15 protein-coding genes and 1 riboswitch are annotated in these 21014 nt (G+C 59.3%); of the genes, 12 read left to right on the top strand and 3 right to left on the bottom strand.

The genetic code is table 11. The features are described from left to right. Positions 1 to 22: 22 nt before the first annotated feature. Together IHN22_RS00440 and IHN22_RS00435 are read right to left on the bottom strand one after the other, a co-directional pair. Positions 23 to 901: a rhomboid family intramembrane serine protease gene (locus IHN22_RS00440; RefSeq protein ID WP_242958717.1), complete on the bottom strand. Its 879-nt coding sequence runs from the start codon at positions 899 to 901 to the stop codon at positions 23 to 25. A 112-nt stretch (positions 902 to 1013) separates the two neighbouring features. Next, entirely contained in the window at positions 1014 to 3332 is a 2319-nt protein-coding gene (locus IHN22_RS00435; protein WP_191433016.1) for a polysaccharide pyruvyl transferase family protein, read from the bottom strand. Between the two features lie 265 nt (positions 3333 to 3597). Between IHN22_RS00435 and IHN22_RS00430 the strand changes: the two genes are divergently transcribed. The 6 genes from IHN22_RS00430 to IHN22_RS00405 all read left to right on the top strand — a co-directional run bounded on the left by IHN22_RS00430 (position 3598) and on the right by IHN22_RS00405 (position 11838). Further along, positions 3598 to 4551: a radical SAM protein gene (locus IHN22_RS00430; RefSeq protein ID WP_191433015.1), complete on the top strand. Its 954-nt coding sequence runs from the start codon at positions 3598 to 3600 to the stop codon at positions 4549 to 4551. A gap of 4 nt (positions 4552 to 4555) precedes the next feature. Next, a complete protein-coding gene (locus IHN22_RS00425) occupies positions 4556 to 5800 on the top strand; it encodes an adenosylhomocysteinase (RefSeq protein WP_191433014.1) in 1245 nt (414 codons plus the stop codon). A gap of 93 nt (positions 5801 to 5893) precedes the next feature. Further along, positions 5894 to 5990: riboswitch (SAM riboswitch) on the top strand. Positions 5991 to 6064: 74 nt separating this feature from the next. After that, positions 6065 to 7246 (top strand): methionine adenosyltransferase, encoded by a 1182-nt coding sequence (gene metK, locus IHN22_RS00420; protein WP_087387980.1) that lies wholly within the window; start codon positions 6065 to 6067, stop codon positions 7244 to 7246. Positions 7247 to 7390: 144 nt separating this feature from the next. Then, on the top strand, positions 7391 to 9931 hold the full coding sequence (locus IHN22_RS00415) for an RNA polymerase sigma factor (protein WP_191433013.1): 2541 nt from the start codon (positions 7391 to 7393) through the stop codon (positions 9929 to 9931). 121 nt (positions 9932 to 10052) lie between these two features. Beyond that, the gene (locus IHN22_RS00410) at positions 10053 to 10559 is read left to right on the top strand and encodes an RNA polymerase sigma factor (protein ID WP_158100253.1); all 507 of its coding nucleotides are present in this window, start codon (positions 10053 to 10055) and stop codon (positions 10557 to 10559) included. A gap of 31 nt (positions 10560 to 10590) precedes the next feature. Beyond that, a complete protein-coding gene (locus IHN22_RS00405; RefSeq protein ID WP_191433012.1) occupies positions 10591 to 11838 on the top strand; it encodes a WG repeat-containing protein in 1248 nt (415 codons plus the stop codon). 198 nt (positions 11839 to 12036) lie between these two features. Here IHN22_RS00405 and IHN22_RS00400 read toward each other — a convergent pair whose 3' ends face one another. Beyond that, positions 12037 to 13080: a LacI family DNA-binding transcriptional regulator gene (locus IHN22_RS00400; protein WP_191433011.1), complete on the bottom strand. Its 1044-nt coding sequence runs from the start codon at positions 13078 to 13080 to the stop codon at positions 12037 to 12039. Between the two features lie 369 nt (positions 13081 to 13449). Here IHN22_RS00400 and IHN22_RS00395 point away from each other — a divergent pair, with 369 nt between their 5' ends. The 6 genes from IHN22_RS00395 (at position 13450) to IHN22_RS00370 (ending at position 21010) form a co-directional block, all read left to right on the top strand. Then, positions 13450 to 14826, top strand: a complete 1377-nt coding sequence (locus IHN22_RS00395; protein WP_191433010.1) for an ABC transporter substrate-binding protein — start codon at positions 13450 to 13452, stop codon at positions 14824 to 14826. A gap of 12 nt (positions 14827 to 14838) precedes the next feature. Next, the gene (locus tag IHN22_RS00390; RefSeq protein ID WP_087188255.1) at positions 14839 to 15711 is read left to right on the top strand and encodes a carbohydrate ABC transporter permease; all 873 of its coding nucleotides are present in this window, start codon (positions 14839 to 14841) and stop codon (positions 15709 to 15711) included. Then, positions 15711 to 16571 carry a carbohydrate ABC transporter permease gene (locus tag IHN22_RS00385; protein WP_087387990.1) on the top strand — a complete coding sequence of 287 codons (861 nt, stop codon included), beginning with the start codon at positions 15711 to 15713 and terminating at the stop codon, positions 16569 to 16571. Before IHN22_RS00390 ends, IHN22_RS00385 begins: the two co-directional genes overlap by 1 nt. Before the next feature lie 114 nt (positions 16572 to 16685). Further along, a complete protein-coding gene (locus IHN22_RS00380) occupies positions 16686 to 18026 on the top strand; it encodes a glycoside hydrolase family 32 protein (protein ID WP_191433009.1) in 1341 nt (446 codons plus the stop codon). 34 nt (positions 18027 to 18060) lie between these two features. Next, positions 18061 to 19017, top strand: coding sequence for a carbohydrate kinase family protein (locus tag IHN22_RS00375; RefSeq protein ID WP_191433008.1), 957 nt, complete (start codon positions 18061 to 18063; stop codon positions 19015 to 19017). Next, on the top strand, positions 19007 to 21010 hold the full coding sequence (locus IHN22_RS00370; protein WP_191433007.1) for an alpha-amylase family protein: 2004 nt from the start codon (positions 19007 to 19009) through the stop codon (positions 21008 to 21010). The genes IHN22_RS00375 and IHN22_RS00370 overlap by 11 nt, the downstream gene beginning before the upstream one ends. Positions 21011 to 21014 lie beyond the last annotated feature (4 nt).

The following is a 21014-nucleotide window of genomic DNA, read 5'->3' as shown; positions in this document are numbered from 1 at the left end:
ATGGGGGCGCTTTTGGTATCTTTTATTCGATGTGAACGTGGTTGTGAATGTGCTCCGAACAGTAGCAGTAGTAGCCGTTGCACTTGGAGCAGTACCGGAACTCCTCGTCGGGGTAGTCGGTGTCGGTCTTGCCGCAGACGGCGCACTTGTGAATATAACCCTTGGTTTGCTGGGCGTGCTTGGTAGCCTGCTTGAAGTTGACGGTCTGGCGGGAGTGGCGGTGGGCCGTCTGCCGCTTTACCCGGCCCAGGCTGGCCATCAGGTCATCCCAGAAGAAGATCAGGTAGTTGAGGATCGCCACGATGGGAGCCACGATGCCCGCCAGTGCAAACATCCCGACCGTGGGGAGCTGCACCAGGTTGTAAATGATGTCGTAGGCAAAGAGAGCGGCGTCCAGCCAGGCCAGCCATTTGACCTTTACCGGAATCACGAAGAAAAGCAGTACCTGCATTTCCCCGTACAGGGTGGCAAAGGAGAAGAACATGGACAGGTTGACGTAGTGCATGGTGGCGGTCTCCACGGGCAGAGGGATAAACAGATAGACCAGGAAGCCCGCAATGATATTAAGCACCACCCCAAGCAGGTAGAACACCGTAAACTTGGTCACGCCCCACTGCCGCTCCAGGATGGAGCCGATCCAGTAGTAGAAATACAGGGAGATGGCCAGGAAAAAGAGATTACTGGTCGTAGGCACAAAGATAAAGGTGAGCAACCGCCAGATCTCGCCTTTGTGGATGATATAGTAGGGCGCAAAGCACAGGGCGGACGACAGGGAAAAGCCCTGACTGAACTGATCCAGCAGCCACACCAGAACATTGCCGATGACCACCACCAGCATCAGGTTGGGGATACCGAACCGGGGATGCTTATAGCAGAACCGGTCCAGCCAGCGTTGTATCACACTCAAAAATCATTACCTCCCGAGGGGCGGCTCCACCGCCCCGCTTCCATGTGTGCCCAGTGTATCAGGGCATGGGAGAAAATTCCCAAACAATTTGTAAACTTTCCATCCGTTATTTCAGGATCTTGCGGATCTTCTCTTTCATCTTGGGGGTGAGCACCTTAGCTGCCGCCCGGTAAGGCAGCGGAGGCGGGGTCAGGTATTTCTGCTCCACCTGCTCAAAGGGCATGGCGGCAAAGGCAGCGAAGAAGGCCCCACGCTTGGCGTTGTGGGTCAGAGGATAGGCCAGCCGGGGATTGCCCGCCACAGCCTCGGCCAGAGGCCGCTCCACCTGGCCCAGCTTGTCCTCCAGAGCGTCAAAGACCTTCTGTCCCTTGGCGCTGTTGACCAAAACCAGAGAAACACCCTTCTCCCGGTCAGTGGGCAGCTTCAGCTTGGGGTCAAGGCCCCAGAAGTCACCCAGAGTCAGGTCCGCCGGACGGCTGACGCTGGTATACCGGCACTTGGCACACACCGGACGCAGGAAGAGCTGCATCCCGAAGCCCCGGCCGAAGGTGGTACGGTGGAGGGGGGTCGTGGTGCTGCCTCCGTCGGCAAAGCGGACCGTCATATGGGAGTGGGACCAGCCGTGGGCCTTGTCCCGGAACCGCAGCCCGGTGACCGGCGCGCCGTGCTCCATCCCCAGCTTTTTCAGATAGGCCTGGAACACCGCCGGAGAGGGTACGCCGTTACACACCAGATCGCAGGTGAGCAAGTTGTCGTAATCCCGGCCCAGGTAATGCTTCAGGCCGTCTACCTGGCAGGCAAGGCCGGTAAAGAGCACCGGCTTACCCGCCTCCAGCTGTTCTTTCACCTGATGGAAGGTTTCCCCAAGATCGCTCTGAACATACTTGGAGCCCCGCATGGCGGCCACTTCCTCCATGGAGGCGGCACAGGTATGGCGCACTGCCATGTAGCCGTCAAAGGCAGCGCCGTACACCACGCCTCCCTGGTCCAGTACATGGCCGGCCAGCAGAGAGAACACGCCGCCGGAGGAGCTGCCCGAGCGCACCTCGTCATTTTTGTTCCACACCCCGTGGGCGCAGTTGGGATCGGGGCCCTTTACCGGCTCAGTCAGGGCGGGACAGGCGTTTTCACACTTGCGGCAGAGGATGCACTTCTCCCCCACCACAGGCCGCAGGAAGCCCTCATGGTCGGGTTTCATCTCAATGGCCCCAACCGGGCAGGCAGCGGCACAGGCGGTGCAGCCGGTACAGTCCTCCGCCTTGCACAGGTTGGGCTTGGCCTGCTCCTGGGCCGCGCCCATTTCCTCCGGAAGAGCGGTGCCCTCCACCGCCGCTTTCAGATAGGCCAGGGAGTCCGCCCGGGCGGCCTCCAGCTTTTCATAAACCTGGTCATAGTCCATCTTGGCGTCGATGGGCGCAGTAGTATCCAGACCGATGATGCGGTCGGCGCACCCCAGCCGGGAGAGCAGGCTGTAGATCCGGGAGAAGGTGGGCTCCCGCCGCTCCTTGGGGGACATGGAGGTGAAGAAATCCTTCTTGAACTGGAGGGAGAAGGCCGCCCCGTGGAAGGAGTTGGTCACCACTGCGGCGGCGTGCTGGAACAGGCCCAGGAACTCCCGGGGGCCGGCATCAAAGACGATCTCCTTGGCCCCGTCGATCTTCCGGCGGGCTCCCGCCAGCTGGACAATGGGCCACCCCGTCTGTCTGGACAGAGCCTGGGCATAGGGAGCCGCCTCTCCGGGATCGGAGACAAAGTAACACAGGATGTAAGGTCCCTGGTGTCTGGGAGCCGCGGCCAGCTTGCCCCAGTCCTCGCCGTTCAGCAGCAGGGTGGGGTCCAGCACTACCCGGGCCTCCCGGCCGGCTGCCTGACGCACCAGCACCTGGCCCCGCTTCTCACGGACCGACAGGGCGGAGAAGGGTGCCAGAAAGCGCTTCAGCTCCGCAGCCTTGTCCTCCGGCAGCTGGGGCACGCCCAGGCTGGGGGCATAGGCAATGCGGCGGCCCTCCTGCACAAAGTCCAGCAGGAAGGCGGGGTCAAACTGCTTGGTCTGGAAAATGTAAGGATTCCAGATCTGGTCGCTGCCCGCCACATAGACGTCATAGGCCGGCGGCGCCTCCTGCAGCTGACGGAAATCGGTGTACTGCTGGGAAGACAACTCCATCTCCTCGGCCACGAAGGCCTCAAAGCGCTGAAACCGGCGCTGGAAGGCGGCATAATGGAGGGCGGTATGGGCGTCTGACGCCATATCCCGCACCGAGCGGCTCTTTTTGAACAGCTGATTGGTGCGGGTGGTATGGGGCAGACGGTAATCAATGATCTGGCAGTCGTGACCCAGGCGTTGAATGGCCTTCATGGTGGCCAGGGCCTGGAGCTGAGCGCCGTAGTGGTGGGCAAAATGGAACGTGATGAGACCGGTGCGCATAGGCTCACTCCTCGTTTGCAGGCTGTACATGGTGATTCGATTTAGTATACCACAAGCGGCTGCAATTGTATATCGAAAGAATGGAAATCCCGTTTCAATAGACACTCCGGTGGTTCTGTCTGAAATATTTACAGCCCGCCGGTTTTGTCTATGGTATTGCGAAAAATGTGGCTGTATGATATGGTTATATTATTATGGATTGGTTTGTCCTCTTTTGCAGTGACATACCTCCGTGCACTACAGGGCGAAAGGAGGGTATACATCTATGAGCATACCGGCCCGGCTTAAGGCTTTTGGTATCTCCAAGGCCCTGGATTATCTGGATCGGGACCCGGACGCCAACCTCCCCAAGCTGATGGAGTGGCTGGACAGATACGCGGGGGTACATCTCTCTCCCCCTTACCAGTCGCTGTTCCACCAGGCAATGACCGATCCGGACAACAACTGGCATCAGTTGATCCGCAGTATGTATACCGATATTGACAGCAGTATTCTGAAAAAGATCTTTGAGAACTTTATCATTCACGGGGGCCTGCTGGAGTGGCCCGGCAAAAAGGAAGCCGGCGCTCTGGGACAGGACGAGGCCCCCTGGTCCGTTATCATCGACCCGTCCTTCCCCTGCGCCATGAACTGTGCCGGCTGCGGCGCATCCATCTTCGGCGTACGGCCCTCCATGGAGTTTGACAGTTTGGATGAGGAGCTGGAGGCCCGTAAGGCCAGAGGCTGTCATCTGTTTATTTTCAACGGCGGCAATCCCCTGGCCCGTCAGGAGGAGATCATCGCTCTGTGCAACAAGCACACCGACTGTGTATTCGCCGTGTTTACACCTCCCACCTCCATTACCCCCTCACTGTGTGAGGATTTGCTGCGGGTACGCAACCTCTTCCCCGCCATTCAGGTGGATGTGGACCCGCTGGACGCCGAGCGTGCCTCCGTACTGCTGCGGACGCACAGGCTCCCCTTTGGCGTGGCCTGCCGCTGTACGGCGGAAAATGCGGATCGGGTAGCCACTGAGGAGTACTACGATCGGATCATCGGCAGCGGAGCCAAGTTCTGCTGGTTCTTTACCTGCCCCGCTTACGGCGGGCCAACCTCACCCACCCAGGCGCAGCTGCTGGACCTGCACCAGCGGGTCCAGGCTTTCCGGAAAACCAAGCCCCTGCTTACCCTTGATTTCTGGGACGGGCCCAGCCCCTCAGCGGCCCCCCAAGGAGGTTAATGACATGAGTATTGTAAAAGATCCTTCCCTGGCCCCCTCTGGACGCCGCAAAATCAACTGGGTGCGGGACTTTATGCCCGCTCTGGGCGGCATCGAAGCCCGTTTTGAAAAGGAGAAGCCCTTTGCCGGTCTGCGGGTGGCCGTATCCGTCCATCTGGAGGCCAAAACTGCCAATCTGGGCTATGTGCTGGCCAAGGGCGGCGCTCAGGTACATCTGACCGGCTCCAACCCCCTGTCCACTCAGGACGACGTAGCCGCCGGTCTGGCCGATATGGGCGTAGAGACCTTCGGCATCCACGGCGCTATGGGCGAGGACTATGAGAATCTGCTCATTGAGACCCTGAAGTTCAAGCCTCATCTCATCATCGATGACGGCGGCGATCTGGTGGATCTGCTGGGCGGCAAGTGCGCCGATCTGGGCGAAAACCTCATCGGTGGCTGCGAAGAGACCACCACCGGCATCCTGCGCCTCAAGGCCCGGGAGCGGGAGGGCATCCTGCCCTGCCCCATGATGGCGGTCAACGACGCCAAGGCCAAGCACTACTATGACAACAAGTACGGCACCGGTCAGTCCGTGTGGGACGCCATCATGCACACCTCCAACCTGGTGGTGGCCGGCAAGACCGTGGTGGTGGCCGGCTACGGCTGGTGCGGCAAGGGCGTGGCCATGCGTGCCAGCGGCATGGGCGCCAACGTCATTGTCACCGAGGTGGACCCCTTCAAGGCACTGGACGCCACCATGAACGGTTTCCGTGTCATGCCCATGGACGAGGCCGCCAAGTACGGCGATATCTTTGTCACCGTCACCGGCTGCAAGGACGTCATCACTCCTCGCCACTTTGCCGTTATGAAGCACAACGCCATCCTCACCAACGCCGGTCACTTCGACTGCGAGGTAGACGTGAAGAGCCTGGCGGAAATGGCTGTCAAGCGCGAACTGCGCCGGGATAACATTGAGGGCTTTACCCTGCCTGACGGTCGGGTGCTCAATGTCATCGGCGAGGGCCGCCTAGTCAATCTGGCTGCCGGCAACGGCCACCCCGCCGAGATCATGGATATGTCCTTCTCCGTCCAGGCTCTGGCCCTAGAGTGGCTGCTCAAGCACCAGGACACCCTGGAGAAGAAGCTCTATCAGGTGCCCGCCGAGATCGACGACGAGATCGGCCGGGTCAAACTGGCCGCCATGGGTTTTGCCATCGACAAGCTCACTCCGGAGCAGGTGGACTACCTCAACGGCTGGAAGGCCTGAGGAAGCAAGTTCTTCTAACTCTATACAAAGCCCGGTTTTTGTCTATTGAAAAAGTGGGAAAAAGTCGATAAAATACCCACAGTCAATTGAATAGCCTTATCGAGAGTGGTGGAGGGAACGGCCCGATGAAGCCCGGCAACCTGCTTTGCTGCAAGGTGCCAAATCCGGCGAGGAAATCGAAAGATGAGGATGGAAGAGCCCAATGCGCTCCGCCGTCCGGCGGAGCGCGTTTTTGCTCCAGTTTAGAAAGGAAGGTAATTACCAATGGCAAACCGTCTGTTTACCTCGGAGTCCGTTACCGAGGGTCACCCCGACAAAGTGTGCGACCAGATCTCCGATGCTGTCCTGGACGACATCCTGGCCGCCGACCCCACCGCCCATGTGGCCTGTGAGACCTTCACCACCACCGGCATCGTCACCGTAATGGGCGAGATCACCACCAGCCACTACACCGACATTCCCTCCATCGTCCGCCGCACCGTGCAGCGCATCGGCTACACCGATCCCGCCTACGGCTTTGACTATCGCTCCTGCGCCGTTATGACCGCCATTGACGAGCAGTCCCCCGACATCGCCATGGGCGTCAACCAGTCCTTTGAGCACCAGGAGGGCGGCACCGACGCCGCCGACCTCATCGGCGCCGGTGACCAGGGCATGATGTTCGGCTATGCCTGCGATGAGACCCCCGAGCTGATGCCCGCCCCCATCTCCATGGCCCACAAGCTGTCCCGCCAGCTCACCGATGTGCGCAAGGCCGGCAAGCTGAAGTGGCTCCGCCCCGACGGCAAGAGCCAGGTCACCGTGGAGTACGACGACAACGGCAAGGTGCTCTCCTGCCCCGCCATCGTGGTGTCCACCCAGCACGACCCCGATATCGCTCTGAAGGACCTGCGTGAGGCCGTGGTGGAGGAAATCATCAAGCCCATCATCCCCGCTCAGTACATCACCAAGGACACCAAGTTCTACGTCAACCCCACCGGCCGCTTCGTGGTGGGCGGCCCTGTGGGCGACACCGGCCTCACCGGCCGTAAGATCATCGTGGACACCTACGGCGGTTCCGCTGCCCACGGCGGCGGCTGCTTCTCCGGCAAGGACCCCACCAAGGTGGACCGCTCCGCTGCCTACATGGCCCGCTACATCGCCAAGAACCTGGTGGCTGCTGGCCTGTGCCGCAAGTGCCAGATCGAGCTGGCCTACGCCATCGGCGTGGCTCACCCCGTCAGCGTGCTGGTGGACACCTACGGCACCGGCGTCCTCTCCGAGGAGAAGCTGTCCGCTATCGTCAACGAGTGCTTTGATATGCGTCCGGCCAAGATCATCGAGAAGCTGGACCTGCGCCGTCCCATCTACGAGCAGACTGCTGCTTACGGTCACTTCGGCCGTACCGACATCGATCTGCCCTGGGAGCACACCGACATGGTGGAGAAGCTGAAGAGCTATCTGTAAGCTTTCTAAAAAGACCTGCCGTCCGCATTTTGCGGATGGCAGGTCTTTTTATTTTTTGCGCTCTGATTTCCAGCACTTGTCCCATTTTCCAGCTCATGAGATAATACATAAATAAAGCTTCTCAGGAAAAGGGGCGATGTGTTCATGGAGCAGGACCGGAAGCTGCTGGTCCTTCTGGACCGGGATCCGGAGCAGGGCATGGCGGACTTGATCGAAGGGTACAGCGGCCTGCTTTGGTCGGTGTGCCGCACCTATCTTCAAAGTGCCGAAGATATCAAGGAGTGTGTCAACGAGACCTTCTCGGAATTCTACTTACAGAGGGACCACTTTGATCCCAGCAAGGGCACCCTGAAAGGATACCTGGCCGTCATCGCCCGGCGGTGTGCCATCCGCCGGTACCAGGAAAATTGCCGTTGGGAGCGTTCCTCCTCACCACCGCCGGAGGAACCAGCGGACCCCTTCGCCCATATAGAACAGCAGGATGAACTGGAGCGGGCCCTGTCGGAGCTGGACCCGGTAGACCAACAGATCATCCGCCTGAAATATTACGGCGGACTGACGGCCCGTGAGATCGCCGCCTCCCTGGGCCTGCCTTATGAGACGGTGAAAAAGCGGCAGCAGCGCAGTCTGAAAAAGCTGCTGCGGGCGCTGTCCCTGGGTCTGCTGGTGGCCCTCATCCTGGCCGCGCTGGCTGCCTGCGCCTACATGATCCTGCGCCATTTCGGCTTCGTGTCCGGCTACGGCGTTGACTCCGATCCTCAGGCCGGCACCTACATTCTGGAGCAAAGCGCTGTCATTCAGGGTGAGCTGTACGAGATCCATCTGGAGGACGCCTATTGGCAGAACGGCTCCTTTCTGGCCGATCTGAGCCTGTACGGCCAAACCAGTCCCTACCTCACGCCTCTGGATATCTCTCTCAGCGGCCTGGATAACCTCCAGCCCATCTCCATCAGCCAGAACGGGCTGGACGTTCTCGGAGCTTACTCCCTGCGGCTGATCTATGAGGGAGATCTGCCGCAGTCCTCCGCCTCCTCCCTGGAGCTGATTCTGACCCTGGATGGTACCGACCTGCCTATCACCTTGGTGGCCGCGGAGGAAACTGCCCTGGAGCAGGCCGGATTCTACTCGGTGACTGAGGCCGACGGCGGCCTGCTGGCGGTGCCCCGGCTTGAAAATGGGGAGCTGGTGGTCTCCATCCACCCGCTGAACACCGGCCCATTCAAGACCTCTCCCTCCCTGACCAAAGGGATCTGGAGCGACTACGGAGGACCTCAGCTGCCTATCACCGTTACCGCGCCGGACGGCACCGTACTGGAGGGCGAGCCTGCCTCTTATTCTCCCTTCAATGGCGATACCTATCTGGACTGGTATTTCGGCCCTGCTGAGCCGGGGGATTATGTGCTCAACGTCCCCTATGTCTATCAATATCCAGCCGCCGGTACAGACTCCCCCACGGTACAGCTGTCCCTCTCTGCTTCTGACGGAGCACCGGCCTCCCTCTCCCTGCCCGGCGGTACGCTGACTCTGGATCGCCCCTTCTCCATTGACGACGTCACCGCCTACTGTAGCACCATTTCCCACTCCTATGACGAGGCTGGCTACACCTGGTGGGCTACGGAGGCCACCTGGGAGGGAGAGGACCCGGAGCGTGTCCCGGCAGCCATTCCGGTATTGGAGGACGGGGCCGGCACTGTGATACTGAACAATACGACCTACCACAATGTGGAGGCCGGTCTATGGACAGAGCCGGTCTATGATTCGGACGGGCAATATACCCAGTTCCGAGGCTATGTGGTAGGCACACCGAACGGGCTGGATCAGGCCACCCTCTCTCTGCCTGCGGAAAAACTCTGTTACCGCTGGAACCACCCCTTCACCATTTCCATGACGGTACAGCCGGAACCGGAGCGGCCTTCCTACACCGGCACATCGGGAAACTACAGCCTTACCGCTACGCCACGCCGGACCGACGGCGCAGTGATTCTTAATTTGTCCCCCGCCTCCTCCGACAAATATATGATTCCCACCAGCACGCTGACCCGCAGCCCATTGACTGCTCTGGGCGCCACGGACGCGCCCATTACCCTGACGGCCGCCGACGGCACCGTATATGAGGGAGAATATCAGCCCGGACGGCAGAACGACGCCAGTGACTGGAACTTTGGAGACATCCCCGCCGGGGATTACACCCTCCATGTGCCCTACCTCTACCTGACGGCGCCGGAAAGCTGGCATATGGCCATTCCCCTGCCCCAGCAGCAGGGTCAGGTTCTGCCTGTGGGACCGGTCTATACCTGCTTCTCAGGCCGGATCGAGCTGACATCCATCACCGGAATAGGGTCTGATCCGGCAATTCTGGAGCAGTTTGCCGCCGCCGTCATCACTTACCCCTCCGGCGGGATTAAAAAGCCCCAGGAGGCCCCTCTGGTGTCCCGGCTGGACCTCTCCCTCCACTCCGGCATGGAGGACTATACCCTGGTAGATGTGGGTCTTCAGCTCTTTTTGACCGACGAGGCCTACTTTTCCGGCGCCTGCGAGCGGCAATATGTCTTTGAGGAGGGTGAACCCCGGCTGACCAGCCTGCTGCTGCGCCACGCACCCGGCCTCTATGCCACAGATCTTACCTTTACCGATCCTGTCTTACGCTGGAACCACCCCTTCGATATCCCCGTCACCATTCCATAGTACCTCTATCAAATCCGCCTCCTTCCCCATTGGAAGGAGGCGGATTTTTTCCCAATCTTTTGTCCAGCTGTCCCCTTTTTCCCTTTTGCCTGCAATTAGTATGTGGAAGGGAGGGACACACTTGGACGATCGACAGCTGCTGGAACTGTTGGATGCTGATCCCACTGCAGGTATGGACCTGCTGTGGAAGCGCTACGGGGAGCCGGTTCGCTTTGCCGCCGCTCAAAAGCTGGATTGCGACGAGGATATTCATATTTGCGTGCAGGATACCTTTTCTGACTTTTATCTGCAAAGAAAGCAGTTCGATCCGGAAAAAGGAAGTCTGCGAGCCTATCTGACGGCCATCTCCGAGCGCAAAGCCATTCGGCGCTGGAGGCAAAATCAGCAGCAATGGCTGGCAGCACAGTCGGCAGACCCACCTGATGATCCCATCGCAGTCTGGGAACAACAGGAGCACTTCCGTCAGGCGCTGGCCCGGCTCCCCGAACTGGACCGTGAGATCTTGCAGCTGAAATACTTTGAAGGACACACCATCAGAGAAATTGCCATCCGCTTGAATATCGACTACGAGCGGGTCAAAAAACGGGCCCAGCGAGCCCTGAAAAAGCTGCCCCAATTTCTCGAATAAGCCACCCTATCTGAAAAGGAGATCTGACACTATGAAGCGCACAACCGGAAAAATTTTTGCACTGACAGCGCTGAGCAGCCTGCTTCTGCTGGCCTCCGCCTGCGGACAGTCCTCCGGCCAGTCCCCCTCCGGCTCCGCCGGTGGATCGGAGCCGGCCGGCGGCAGCGCCTCCTACACCGACACCTACGATCCCGACGCCCTGTTCCAGTACGGCATGACCCCCGCCAAGGACAGCGAGACAGGAAAATACGGCTACAAAAATCCCCAGGGGACATGGGTAATCGAGCCTCAGTATACCTTTGCCCGTGATTTCCAAGTCAACGGCACCGCCTTTGTCCGCACTGGCAGCAACAGCGACGAGTTCCGCCTCATTGACCGGGAGGGCAACTTTGTCTCGGACTATATCTTCATGCGCTTTTTTGACGAGCTGGCCTTCTCCGCCAACGGCATCGCCGTGGGGACGGTATGTGAGGCCGACGGCACCAAACTGGGCACCGGCTACTTCTACCTGGAGGACGGGGAGATCGTCTTTGAGCCCCGGGAGGAAGAGAGCTTCACCGCCTTTTCCGACGACGGTTACGCCGTGGTGGACAACAAGGCCGTCATCAACGATCAGTTTGAGTATGTCATTGAACCCCAGGAGGACTACTATCTGGTCCAGGTATCCAATGGCATGGTGAGCTTTGATTTCAAGAACACCCCGAAGGGGTACTCTGAGTACGGCTACATGGATGTGGAAGGCAATATCGTCATCCGGGGCCTGAGCTCCCGGGGCGGTCCCTTCGCCGACAACGGCATCGCGGTGGTGGAAAACCAGCTCATCGACAAGAGCGGCAACGTGGTCTTTGATGTAGCCGACAGCCACTATTCCACCATCACCAGCAACTTCAACAACACCGACTGGGTGGAGGTCTCCTCCCACCTCTCCAGCCGGGGCGGTACCGACTTCAACTTCATCAACGCCGAAGGCGAGACCTTCTTCCCCACCGACGCCTACGAGCACTCCCACATGGACGGCTCCCTGGCCATCAAGAACGGGGTCTATGTGGGTCCGGCGCCCGTCCTCAAGGATGATCAGGGCAACATCACCGGCATTGGCGGCACTGAGGACTACGCCACTGTTGCTGTCAATGAGGATATGGAGATCCTGTATGTCCCCTACGACAAGGGTATCCAGGATGTGAGCGCCTATTATTCCGACGGCTATGCCAAGGCGGAAACCCAGGATGAACAACGTGTGATCGTCGATCTGGAAGGCAATATCGTCATGGAATATTGACGCTGTGCCCCCGGAACTGCCTCCCCGCTGCGGCAAATATCAGACAGTCCCTCTTCGTCTGCTGCTTCCATTCCTTTCCCTTCATTCAGCGGAACATTTCGACTGTCTCTTGCCGCCCCGGAAGTTCCGGCCAGAACGTGCGATAAAAAACCGGCGGACTGCTGTTACAGCAGTCCGCCGGTTTTTATCGTTCAGCCCTCAGATTACATCCACGCCTCCGGCGGTGGCCCGCCGGAACAGGACAGGAGGGACAATTTTATGGACGGGGGCCGACTCCGCCAGCGGCTTTCCCTGTTTGCGGACCTTGATTTGGTCCACCAACAGCTGGACCGCCTCATGGGCCAGCCGGTCCACCTGCTGCCCAACTGTACTGAGCGGAATAATGGCCTCTCTGGACGTGGGCGAGTTATCAAACCCAACGATGCAATACTCCTTGGGCAGATAACCATACCGCCGGATAATCAGGTTCAGCAGGGTGTTGGCCGTAGTATCGTTGGCCATAAACACACCGATTTTCTTGCGGGCGTATTTCTTGTCCCATTTCCTCAGAATGTCCTGCAGGATGGCCTGGTCCTCTTCATAGGACCGGTCCAGCTCCCGCAGAATCACCTCATGAGCCAGACCGTTGGTCTGGCAATAATCCTCAAACCCCCGGATGCGCCCGTAGGCAGGGATGCGGGGATCTGTAGGGGAGTTGATATGGATCAGAATATCACACTGCTGCTCCTCCAGCAGGGCAGCCGCCTGCCGTCCTCCCGCCTCATTGTCGGTATTCACGCTGCACACGAACTGGTCCTCCCGCTCGATGGCCACCACCGGGATCTGAAACTGAGCCAACTCCTGGGAGGAGAGGGTGTGGCTCAATACAATCATGCCCTCGATCTGATAGGAGAGCAGCTCTTTGATGTACCGGCGCTCGCTCTCCTTATTATTGTTGCCGATAAACACCAGGAATTTATAGCCAAAGGTCTCGTAAGTGGCCAGAATCTGGTTGAGCACCTCTGAATAAAAGCGGTGGTAAAACTCAGGGACGATGACGCCGATGAATTCCGTCTTTCCCATGGCCAGAATGCGGGCCACCCGGTTCTCATGGTAATCCAGCTTCTCCAGTGCATCGGAAATGATTTGCTGGCTTTTCTCCGTCAAAGAATCCGGGTCGTTAAAATATCTGGATATGGTTGTCTTGGAAAAATTGGTATATCTGGCAATGTCGTCAAAGGTCACTCTTTTTTTCTCTTCCATATCAAGCCCTTCAATCTGCCGAGGTCATGTACCAATCTGCTTTGGCGCAGACAGAACACACGGCTGGTAAAACCTTGAAGATAAATGCGCGATTTCTTCTCGGAATTGATTGAATTTTATTATAGCAAAGAGAAGAAATGGATGCAATCCCTTGGTCTCGGGGAAGCTGGGTGTAATTGTGCATAATTTCAAACACTGGAAATGAGGCGGATTTTACAAAAATATTTCCAGCATGGGAAAAGCATTGACGGAAGCTTATTATAGGGAGTAATATTGTTTAAGAATAACCGGTTCCATTACCGGTTACACAACCGGTTTTTATATGCTTTCGTCACCAAATCAAAAAAAGAGGAAACAGGAGGAGAGACAATGAAGAAACACGCACCGACCAGATTCCTTGCGTTGGGTCTTTCGGCCGCTCTGATGACCGGACTGCTGTCCGGATGCAGATTCGGCTTCGCCAGCGACCCGGACGACCCCAATGCGGTGGAAGTGGTGGAGCCCATCGATATGTCGGTGGACACCTTTGAGTACGACCCGTCCCTGAGCGGCACCAACATCACCCTGCTCAACTCCAAGGCCGAGATCCAGACCGCTCTGGTGGAAATGGCAGCGGCCTTCGAGGAAAAGTCCGGTGTACACGTGGAAGTCATGCCCGTCACTGACGGCGACTCCCCCTATACCAAAGTAGTCAGCCTGTACAACTCTGGTAATCCCCCCACGCTGTCCATTCTGGACACCACCGACGTCATCGCCCTGGCTGAGGAAAAGGCGGCTGACCTGTCCGACCAGCCCTGGATCGCCGAGGCAGAGGGCTATACCACCGAAATCAACGGCAAGGTATACAGCTTCCCGCTCTGTATTGAGGGCCGCGGCATCATCTACCACAAGGAAGTCATCGAGGAGACCCTGGGCGAGCCCTTTGATCCCACTACCATCCGGACCCAGGACGACTTTGTGGCCCTGCTGGACCGGCTGGTGGAAGCCGGCATGGAGCACCCCATCTCCCTGGCTATGGAGGACTGGTCCCTGGGCGCCCATCACCTGCAGTACATCTATGAGACCTACGACGGCACCTCTGACGGCGCCGCCGAGTGTATCAACCTCATTAAGGACGGTCAGCTGGATCTGACCACCTATGACCGTATGTCCCAGTTCCTGGATATGTTTGATATCCTGAAGAAGTACAATGTGGCCTATCGTGACCCTCTGGGCGCCGACTATGACGAGATGGCCATTGACCTGGCCGACGGCAAGACTGCTTTCTGGTTCAACGGCAACTGGGCCTGGCCCAACCTGGCCGAGGCCGACGCCGAGGAGGACGATGAGTACGGCTTCCTGCCCTACTTCATGAACAATGACCCCGACGATTTCGCTAACCAGCAGATCCAGGCCTCTCCCTCCAAGCAGGTCATGCTGGACGGGGTCGTGGCCACAGAGCAGGAGCAGGCTGCGGCTAAGGAGTTTTTGAACTGGATCGTGTTCAGCGAGATCGGCCAGCAGATGCTGGTGAAAACCTGCAAGATCATCCCTCCCTTCCAGAACAACCCCTATGAGCCTTCCGATCCCCTGAGCCGGGACATTTACAGCCGGGTGCATGAGGGTGCCGCCTTCAACGCGTCCGCCATTGTCCCCAACGACCACTGGTCTGTTCTGGGCGCCGCCATGCAGAAGTATCTGGCCGACAGAAGCGACCGGGCGGAGCTGATCGATTCCATCGTGGCCTATTGGGACGAGCAGCAATAAGGAGGAGCTAGGATGAAAAGAAAAAGCGGAGGAAAAGATTTTTGCGGATTTGCCCTGCCCGGCCTGTTCTGTTTCGCGGCAGTGGTAATCATCCCCTTTATCTACGGCATTTATCTGACCCTGACCGACTGGAACGGCGTCTCTGATACAAAGAACTTCATCGGCGGCGCCAACTTCCTCAGCGTACTGAAAGACAGCCAGTTCTGGTCCTCCCTGCTGCTGACCTTCAAATATGTGGTGGTCGTGGTAGTGGTGGTCAACATTCTGGCCTTTGCCATCGCCTACCTGCTGACCCGGGGCTTTAAGGGTCAGAACTTCTTCCGGGCCGGCTTCTTCACCCCCAACCTGATCGGCGGCCTGGTGCTGGGCTATATCTGGCAGTTCGTATTCTCCCGTGTGTTCGTGGGCATCGGCGAGGCCACCGGCTGGGAGCTCTTCGGCGCCTCCTGGCTGTCTGACCCCACCCTGGCCTTTGTGGCTCTGGTGTTCGTCTCCGTATGGCAGCTGTCCGGTTACATGATCCTCATCTATGTGGCCGGCTTCATGGGCCTGAACAAGGACGTGATGGAGGCCGCCAGCATCGACGGCGCCACCGGCTGGACCAAGCTGCGTCACATCATCCTGCCCCTGATGATGTCCTCCATCACCATCTGCCTGTTCCTCACCCTGTCCCGTGCCTTCATGGTGTACGATGTGAACCTGTCCCTGACTGCCGGCGCTCCCTACGGCACCACCGAGATGGCCGCCATGCACGTCTACGAAAAGGCCTTTACCTCCCGTCAGTTCGGCGTGGGCCAGGCTGAGGCCCTGATCCTGTTTGTGATCGTGGCTATCATCAGCGGTATTCAGGTGTACCTGACCAAGAAACGTGAGGTGGATGCATAATGAATAACTCGACCATCGGCGGCACCAAGCGCAAGGTCGCCAACGCGCTGGCCATGACCGGCATGATCATCATCTTCATCGCCTATATGTTCCCCTTCATCATGGTGGTCATCAACTCCCTGAAGGAAAAGCGGGATATCATCACCGACCCCTTCTCCTGGCTGTTTACCATCAAGGGTCTGTCCTTTGACAACTTCGTGAAGGCCTTTACCCAGATGGACTTCCTCAATGCCTTTAAGAACTCCCTTATCGTCACCGTTTCGGCCACCGTGCTGGTCACCCTGCTGTCCTCCATGCTGGCCTACTACATCGTCCGCCGCAACAACATGATCTCCAAGATCGCCTTTGCCCTGATGGTGGCCTCCATGATCATTCCCTTCCAGGCCATCATGATCCCCCTGGTAAGCATCTACGGCGGCACCCTCAACGTGCTCAACCACCGCATCACCCTGATCTTCATGCACACCGGCTTCTCCATGGCCATGTCGGTGTTCATGTTCCACGGCTTCATCAAGGGCAACATCCCCATCGCCCTGGAGGAGGCGGCCTACATCGACGGCTGCACCCACCGGCAAACCTTCTTCAAGATCGTCTTCCCCCTGCTCAAGCCCATCATCGCCACTATGGTCATCCTCAACTCCCTGGCCTTCTGGAACGACTACCTGCTGCCCTCCCTGGTGCTGACCGACAAGGAGCTGCTCACTCTGCCCCTGTCCACCTACAGCTTCTACGGTACTTATTCCGCCGACTACGGCACCATCATGGCCGGCCTGCTGCTGTGCGTCATCCCCATCCTCATCCTCTATGTGATCCTCCAGAAGCAGATCATCGGCGGCGTTGTTTCCGGCGCAGTCAAATAACAAAAACCATTCAATTCTACCACAAGGGCCTCTTGCCCTTGTGGTAGAATTTCGGTTATACTGGCTTTCAGCATTGCCCCCAGGGGCTACAGGGAAAGGAGAAAAAGCACACCCATGTGGAAAGATACCCTGCATTTGAAAGCGCCGGGAAACTGGATCAACGATCCCAACGGCTTTATTTATTATCGAGGCGAGTACCACCTTTTTTACCAACACTTCCCCTATGCCCCCCGGTGGGGCACCATGCACTGGGGCCACGCGGTAAGCCGCGACCTGGTCCATTGGGAGCACCTGGGGGTGGCCCTCTACCCCACCAAGGGCTACGATCAGAACGGCGTCTTTTCGGGCAGCGCCTTGGAGCTGGACGGAAAGCTTTGCCTGTACTACTCCGCCGTGCGTTACCTCAAGCAGGACGAGGAGGACATCCACATTCCGCCCGACGACTCCTTCGTGACCAGCCAGGCCATGGTGATCTCCGACGACGGCCGGACCTTTGACAACATGGGAGCCAAGCGTCAGATCATCCCGGTGCTGGCCGACGAATCCATAGGCGATCCCAAGGACACCAGAGATCCCAAGGTATGGGAACAGGACGGGCTCTATTACATGATCCTGGGCAGCACCTTCCGCAAGGAGCAGGGCAAGGCCCTCTTTTACCGCAGCCGGGACTGTCTGCACTGGGCCTATATGAACCAGTATACCTCCCCCGAATTCCGCACCATGCTGGAGTGCCCCGACCTGTTCCGGCTGGGGAATGAATTTGTGCTCCTGGGCTCCCCCATGGGCGTCACCGAGCCGGAGCTCGAATACGCTCATCATGCCATGTGGGGACTGGCGGACTTCGACCACCGGACCTGCACCCTGGCCCTCAAGGGGCCGATGCAGTTTGTAGATTATGGTCTGGATCTCTATGCCCCCCAGACCGCTGTGGATCAGGAGGGCCGTCGGGTGCTCATCGCCTGGATGCGGATGCCCCAGGCGGCAGAGGACCCTGGGGACGGCCGGGGACCCTGGAATGGCATGATGAGCCTGCCCCGGGTGCTGGAGCTGCGGCAGGGCAAGGTTTGCTTTGTCCCCCATCCCAATGTGGAAGGGCTTTTCCGTCCTGTGGACGGCAGCTGGGACCAGGCGGTGCGGAACCGTCCCTTCCGGCTGAAAACCACCCTTCGGTCCGGGGACGTGCTGGACGTGTGCGGCTACCGCATTGCGCTGGAGGACGGCCGGATCGTCACTGACCGCAGCCAGGTATTCCCCCATCTGCCCAACTATCGGACCACCGCCCAGACTCCGGCGCTGGACGAGGATTGCTGCCGGCTGGATGTATTTGTAGACGACCATTTGATTGAGATATTTGTGGACGGCGGCCGTTATGTGGTCAGCCATGTGGTATACGGCCTGAAGGACCGGCTGGAAGGTCCGGTGGAGCAGCTGCTTACCCTCAGGGAGGACGGCTGAGGACCTATTTCAAGGAGAAAGGGAAGGATTGTCCATGATGGATATTACCGCCATTGGAGAAGTATTGATCGACCTGACCCAGACCGGGGTCAATGAGCAAAAGGTACCGCTGTTTGCCGCCAATCCCGGTGGCGCACCTGCCAACGTAGCAGTTGCTGCCGCCCGGCTGGGGGCCAATACCGCGTTTATCGGAAAGGTAGGCCAGGACGGATTCGGCGCCTACCTGACCCGGGTACTGACTGAGAACCAGGTAGACGTGTCTGGCCTGCGGACCGACGATGCTGCCACCACCATGGCTGTGGTGGCCGTGTCCGACACCGGCGAGCGCTCCTTCCGCTTTGTGCGGGGGGCAGACTGCAACCTGAAGCCGGAAGAGGTGGACACTGGGCTGATCGCCAGAAGCAAAGTGCTCCACTTTGGCTCGGTCAGCCTGACCGCCGGTCCCGCCCGGGAGGCCACCCTCTTTGCCGCACAGAGAGCCCGGGAGGCCGGTGTGCTGGTAAGCTACGATCCCAACTACAGAGACGCCCTGTGGAACAGCCAGGCGGAGGCGGTAGAGTGGATGAAGAAGCCCCTGCCCCTGGTGGACGTGCTCAAGCTGTCCGACGAGGAGCTGCCTCTCATCACCGGCACCGACGACCCCGAAGAGGGAACCCATCGGCTGGAGGCTGAAGGGATTCGCTTGATCCTTGTGACCCTGGGCGACAAGGGCGCTTTTTACCGCTGGCAGGGCCGGACCGGCCTGGTGCCCGGCGTAGCCACTACTGTGGCCGATACCAACGGCGCCGGGGACACCTTCCTGGGCGCAGTGCTCAGCCGTCTGGTGAGCCGGGGCGAAAAGCCTCTGGAGGGCCTGACTGCCCCGGAACTGGAAGCCATCCTTGCCTTTGCCAACCGGGCGGCCTCCAAGACCTGCTCCCGCAGCGGAGCCATTCCCGCCATGCCCACCATGGCGGAGCTGGAGGAAGGAGACAACGCCCATGAAGCGTAAGCAGACCAAGGAAGCCGCCCCGACCACTGCCGGACAGACCGACCGGCTGATCCAGCAGGCGGCGGAGACAGCCGCCCCCAAGGTGTCCAAACCCAAAAAGAAAACTAAGGCGGCAGCGCCCCTGACCCCCGCCCAGGTGGGGATCGGAGAAGATTCCTCCGTCTTTGAGCACCGTCTGGCCCGTCACTACGATGAATTGAAGTGGCTCTACTGCGAGCTGTACCACGGCGATTTGGGCGCCTTTGACTACTTCACCCAGATGCTCCGCCGGAGCTGGGAGGACCGCAAGGCGGACCTGCGGGTGCAGGACGCCCAGCGGGAAGCCGACCCCAACTGGTACCGCCGCCGGGAGCTGCTGGGCATGATGCTCTACACCAACGCCTTTGCCGGCACCCTCAATGGGGTGGCTGAGAAGCTGCCCTATCTGAAGGAGTGCGGGGTCAACTATCTCCATCTGATGCCCCTGCTGGAGAGCCCCAAGGGCCGCAGCGACGGCGGCTACGCCGTCTCCAACTTCCGGAAGGTACAGCCCGAGCTGGGCACCATGGCCGACCTGGAGCACCTGGCGGATTCCTGCCGGAAGGACGGCATCAGCCTCTGTCTGGATTTCGTCATGAATCACACCAGCGAGGACCACGAGTGGGCCAAAAAGGCCCGGGCAGGCGAGCCCGGCTACCGGGAGCGCTACTTCTTCTACGACAGCTGGGATATCCCCCAGGAGTTTGAGAAGACCGTGCCCCAGGTCTTCCCCACCACGGCCCCCGGCAGCTTCACCTGGCTGGACGACTGCAAGCAGGTGGTCATGACCAACTTCTATCCCTACCAGTGGGATCTGAACTACGCTAACCCCATGGTATTTAACGACATGACCGAGAACCTGCTCTACCTGGCCAACCGTGGTATCGACGTGATCCGGCTGGACGCGGTGCCCTACATCTGGAAGCAGCTGGGCACCGACTGCCGCAACCTGCCCCAGGTCCACACCCTGGTACGGATGATGCGCATGGTGTGCGAGATCGTCTGCCCCAGCGTGCTGCTGCTGGGCGAAGTGGTCATGGAGCCCGCCAAAGTGGCTCCCTACTTCGGCTCCACCGACAAACCGGAATGCCATATGCTCTACAACGTGACCACCATGGCCACCACCTGGCACACCCTGGCCACCGCCGATGTGTCCCTGCTGCGCCACCAGGTGGACGCGGTGTGCGCCCTGCCCCGGGACTTTCTCTTCCTCAACTATCTGCGCTGCCACGACGACATCGGCTGGGGCCTGGACTACCCCTGGCTGAAGGAGCACTTCGGCACCGACGAGGTCGCCCACAAGAAGTATCTCAATGATTTCTTTACCGGTAAGCTGCCCGGCAGCAACAGCCGGGGCGAACTCTACAACGACGATCCCCGGCTGGGCGACGCCCGGCTGTGCGGCACCACCGCCTCCCTGTGCGGCGTGGAGGCCGCCGACTATGAGCGTGACCCCTTCAAGCTGGAGCGGGCAATCTCCTGCGACCTGATGCTCCACGCCTGGATGCTCACCCAGAGCGGCATCCCCGTGCTGTACAGCGGGGACGAAGTGGGGCAGCTCAACGACTACTCCTACCACCACGACGGCGAGAAGTGGGACGACAGCCGCTACATCCACCGGGGCGACTTCCAGTGGGACCTGGCCAAGATGCGCCACGATCCCACCACCCGCCAGGGCAAGCAGTTCATCGGCCTGCGCCGGCTGGAGGAGCTGCGGGCAGCAGAGCCCGCCTTCGACGCCCGGGCGGAGATGTGGACCTTTGACACCGGGGACAGCCGGGTGCTGGGCATCGGCCGGTGGTACCAGGGCCGCAAGCTCATCGCCTTCTTCAATTTCAGCCAGGAATTTGTCACCGTCTCCAACGCTGACCAGGGTCCCTTTGAGGAGCTGATCTACGGCGGGACCTTTGATGATCTCAGGCAGGTAAAGCTCTACCCCTACGGCTTTGCCTGGTACCTGCACACGGAGGAGTGATTGG

It is taken from the genome of Flavonifractor sp. An112 (assembly GCF_904377885.1).
Taxonomy (GTDB): Bacteria; Bacillota; Clostridia; order Oscillospirales; family Oscillospiraceae; genus Flavonifractor; species Flavonifractor avicola.
Note: the sequence above shows the minus strand (reverse complement) of the source record. Positions and strands in the feature narration are given on the sequence as shown.

Excerpts from the sequence above, each read along its gene's own strand:
- IHN22_RS00435 (WP_191433016.1), bottom strand. The coding sequence starts at position 3,332 with ATGCGCACCGGTCTCATCACGTTCCATTTTGCCCACCACTACGGCGCT.
- IHN22_RS00430 (WP_191433015.1), top strand. The coding sequence starts at position 3,598 with ATGAGCATACCGGCCCGGCTTAAGGCTTTTGGTATCTCCAAGGCCCTG.
- IHN22_RS00425 (WP_191433014.1), top strand. The coding sequence starts at position 4,556 with ATGAGTATTGTAAAAGATCCTTCCCTGGCCCCCTCTGGACGCCGCAAA.
- metK (WP_087387980.1), top strand. The coding sequence starts at position 6,065 with ATGGCAAACCGTCTGTTTACCTCGGAGTCCGTTACCGAGGGTCACCCC.
- IHN22_RS00415 (WP_191433013.1), top strand. The coding sequence starts at position 7,391 with ATGGAGCAGGACCGGAAGCTGCTGGTCCTTCTGGACCGGGATCCGGAG.
- IHN22_RS00405 (WP_191433012.1), top strand. The coding sequence starts at position 10,591 with ATGAAGCGCACAACCGGAAAAATTTTTGCACTGACAGCGCTGAGCAGC.
- IHN22_RS00400 (WP_191433011.1), bottom strand. The coding sequence starts at position 13,080 with ATGGAAGAGAAAAAAAGAGTGACCTTTGACGACATTGCCAGATATACC.
- IHN22_RS00395 (WP_191433010.1), top strand. The coding sequence starts at position 13,450 with ATGAAGAAACACGCACCGACCAGATTCCTTGCGTTGGGTCTTTCGGCC.
- IHN22_RS00390 (WP_087188255.1), top strand. The coding sequence starts at position 14,839 with ATGAAAAGAAAAAGCGGAGGAAAAGATTTTTGCGGATTTGCCCTGCCC.
- IHN22_RS00385 (WP_087387990.1), top strand. The coding sequence starts at position 15,711 with ATGAATAACTCGACCATCGGCGGCACCAAGCGCAAGGTCGCCAACGCG.
- IHN22_RS00380 (WP_191433009.1), top strand. The coding sequence starts at position 16,686 with ATGTGGAAAGATACCCTGCATTTGAAAGCGCCGGGAAACTGGATCAAC.
- IHN22_RS00375 (WP_191433008.1), top strand. The coding sequence starts at position 18,061 with ATGATGGATATTACCGCCATTGGAGAAGTATTGATCGACCTGACCCAG.
- IHN22_RS00370 (WP_191433007.1), top strand. The coding sequence starts at position 19,007 with ATGAAGCGTAAGCAGACCAAGGAAGCCGCCCCGACCACTGCCGGACAG.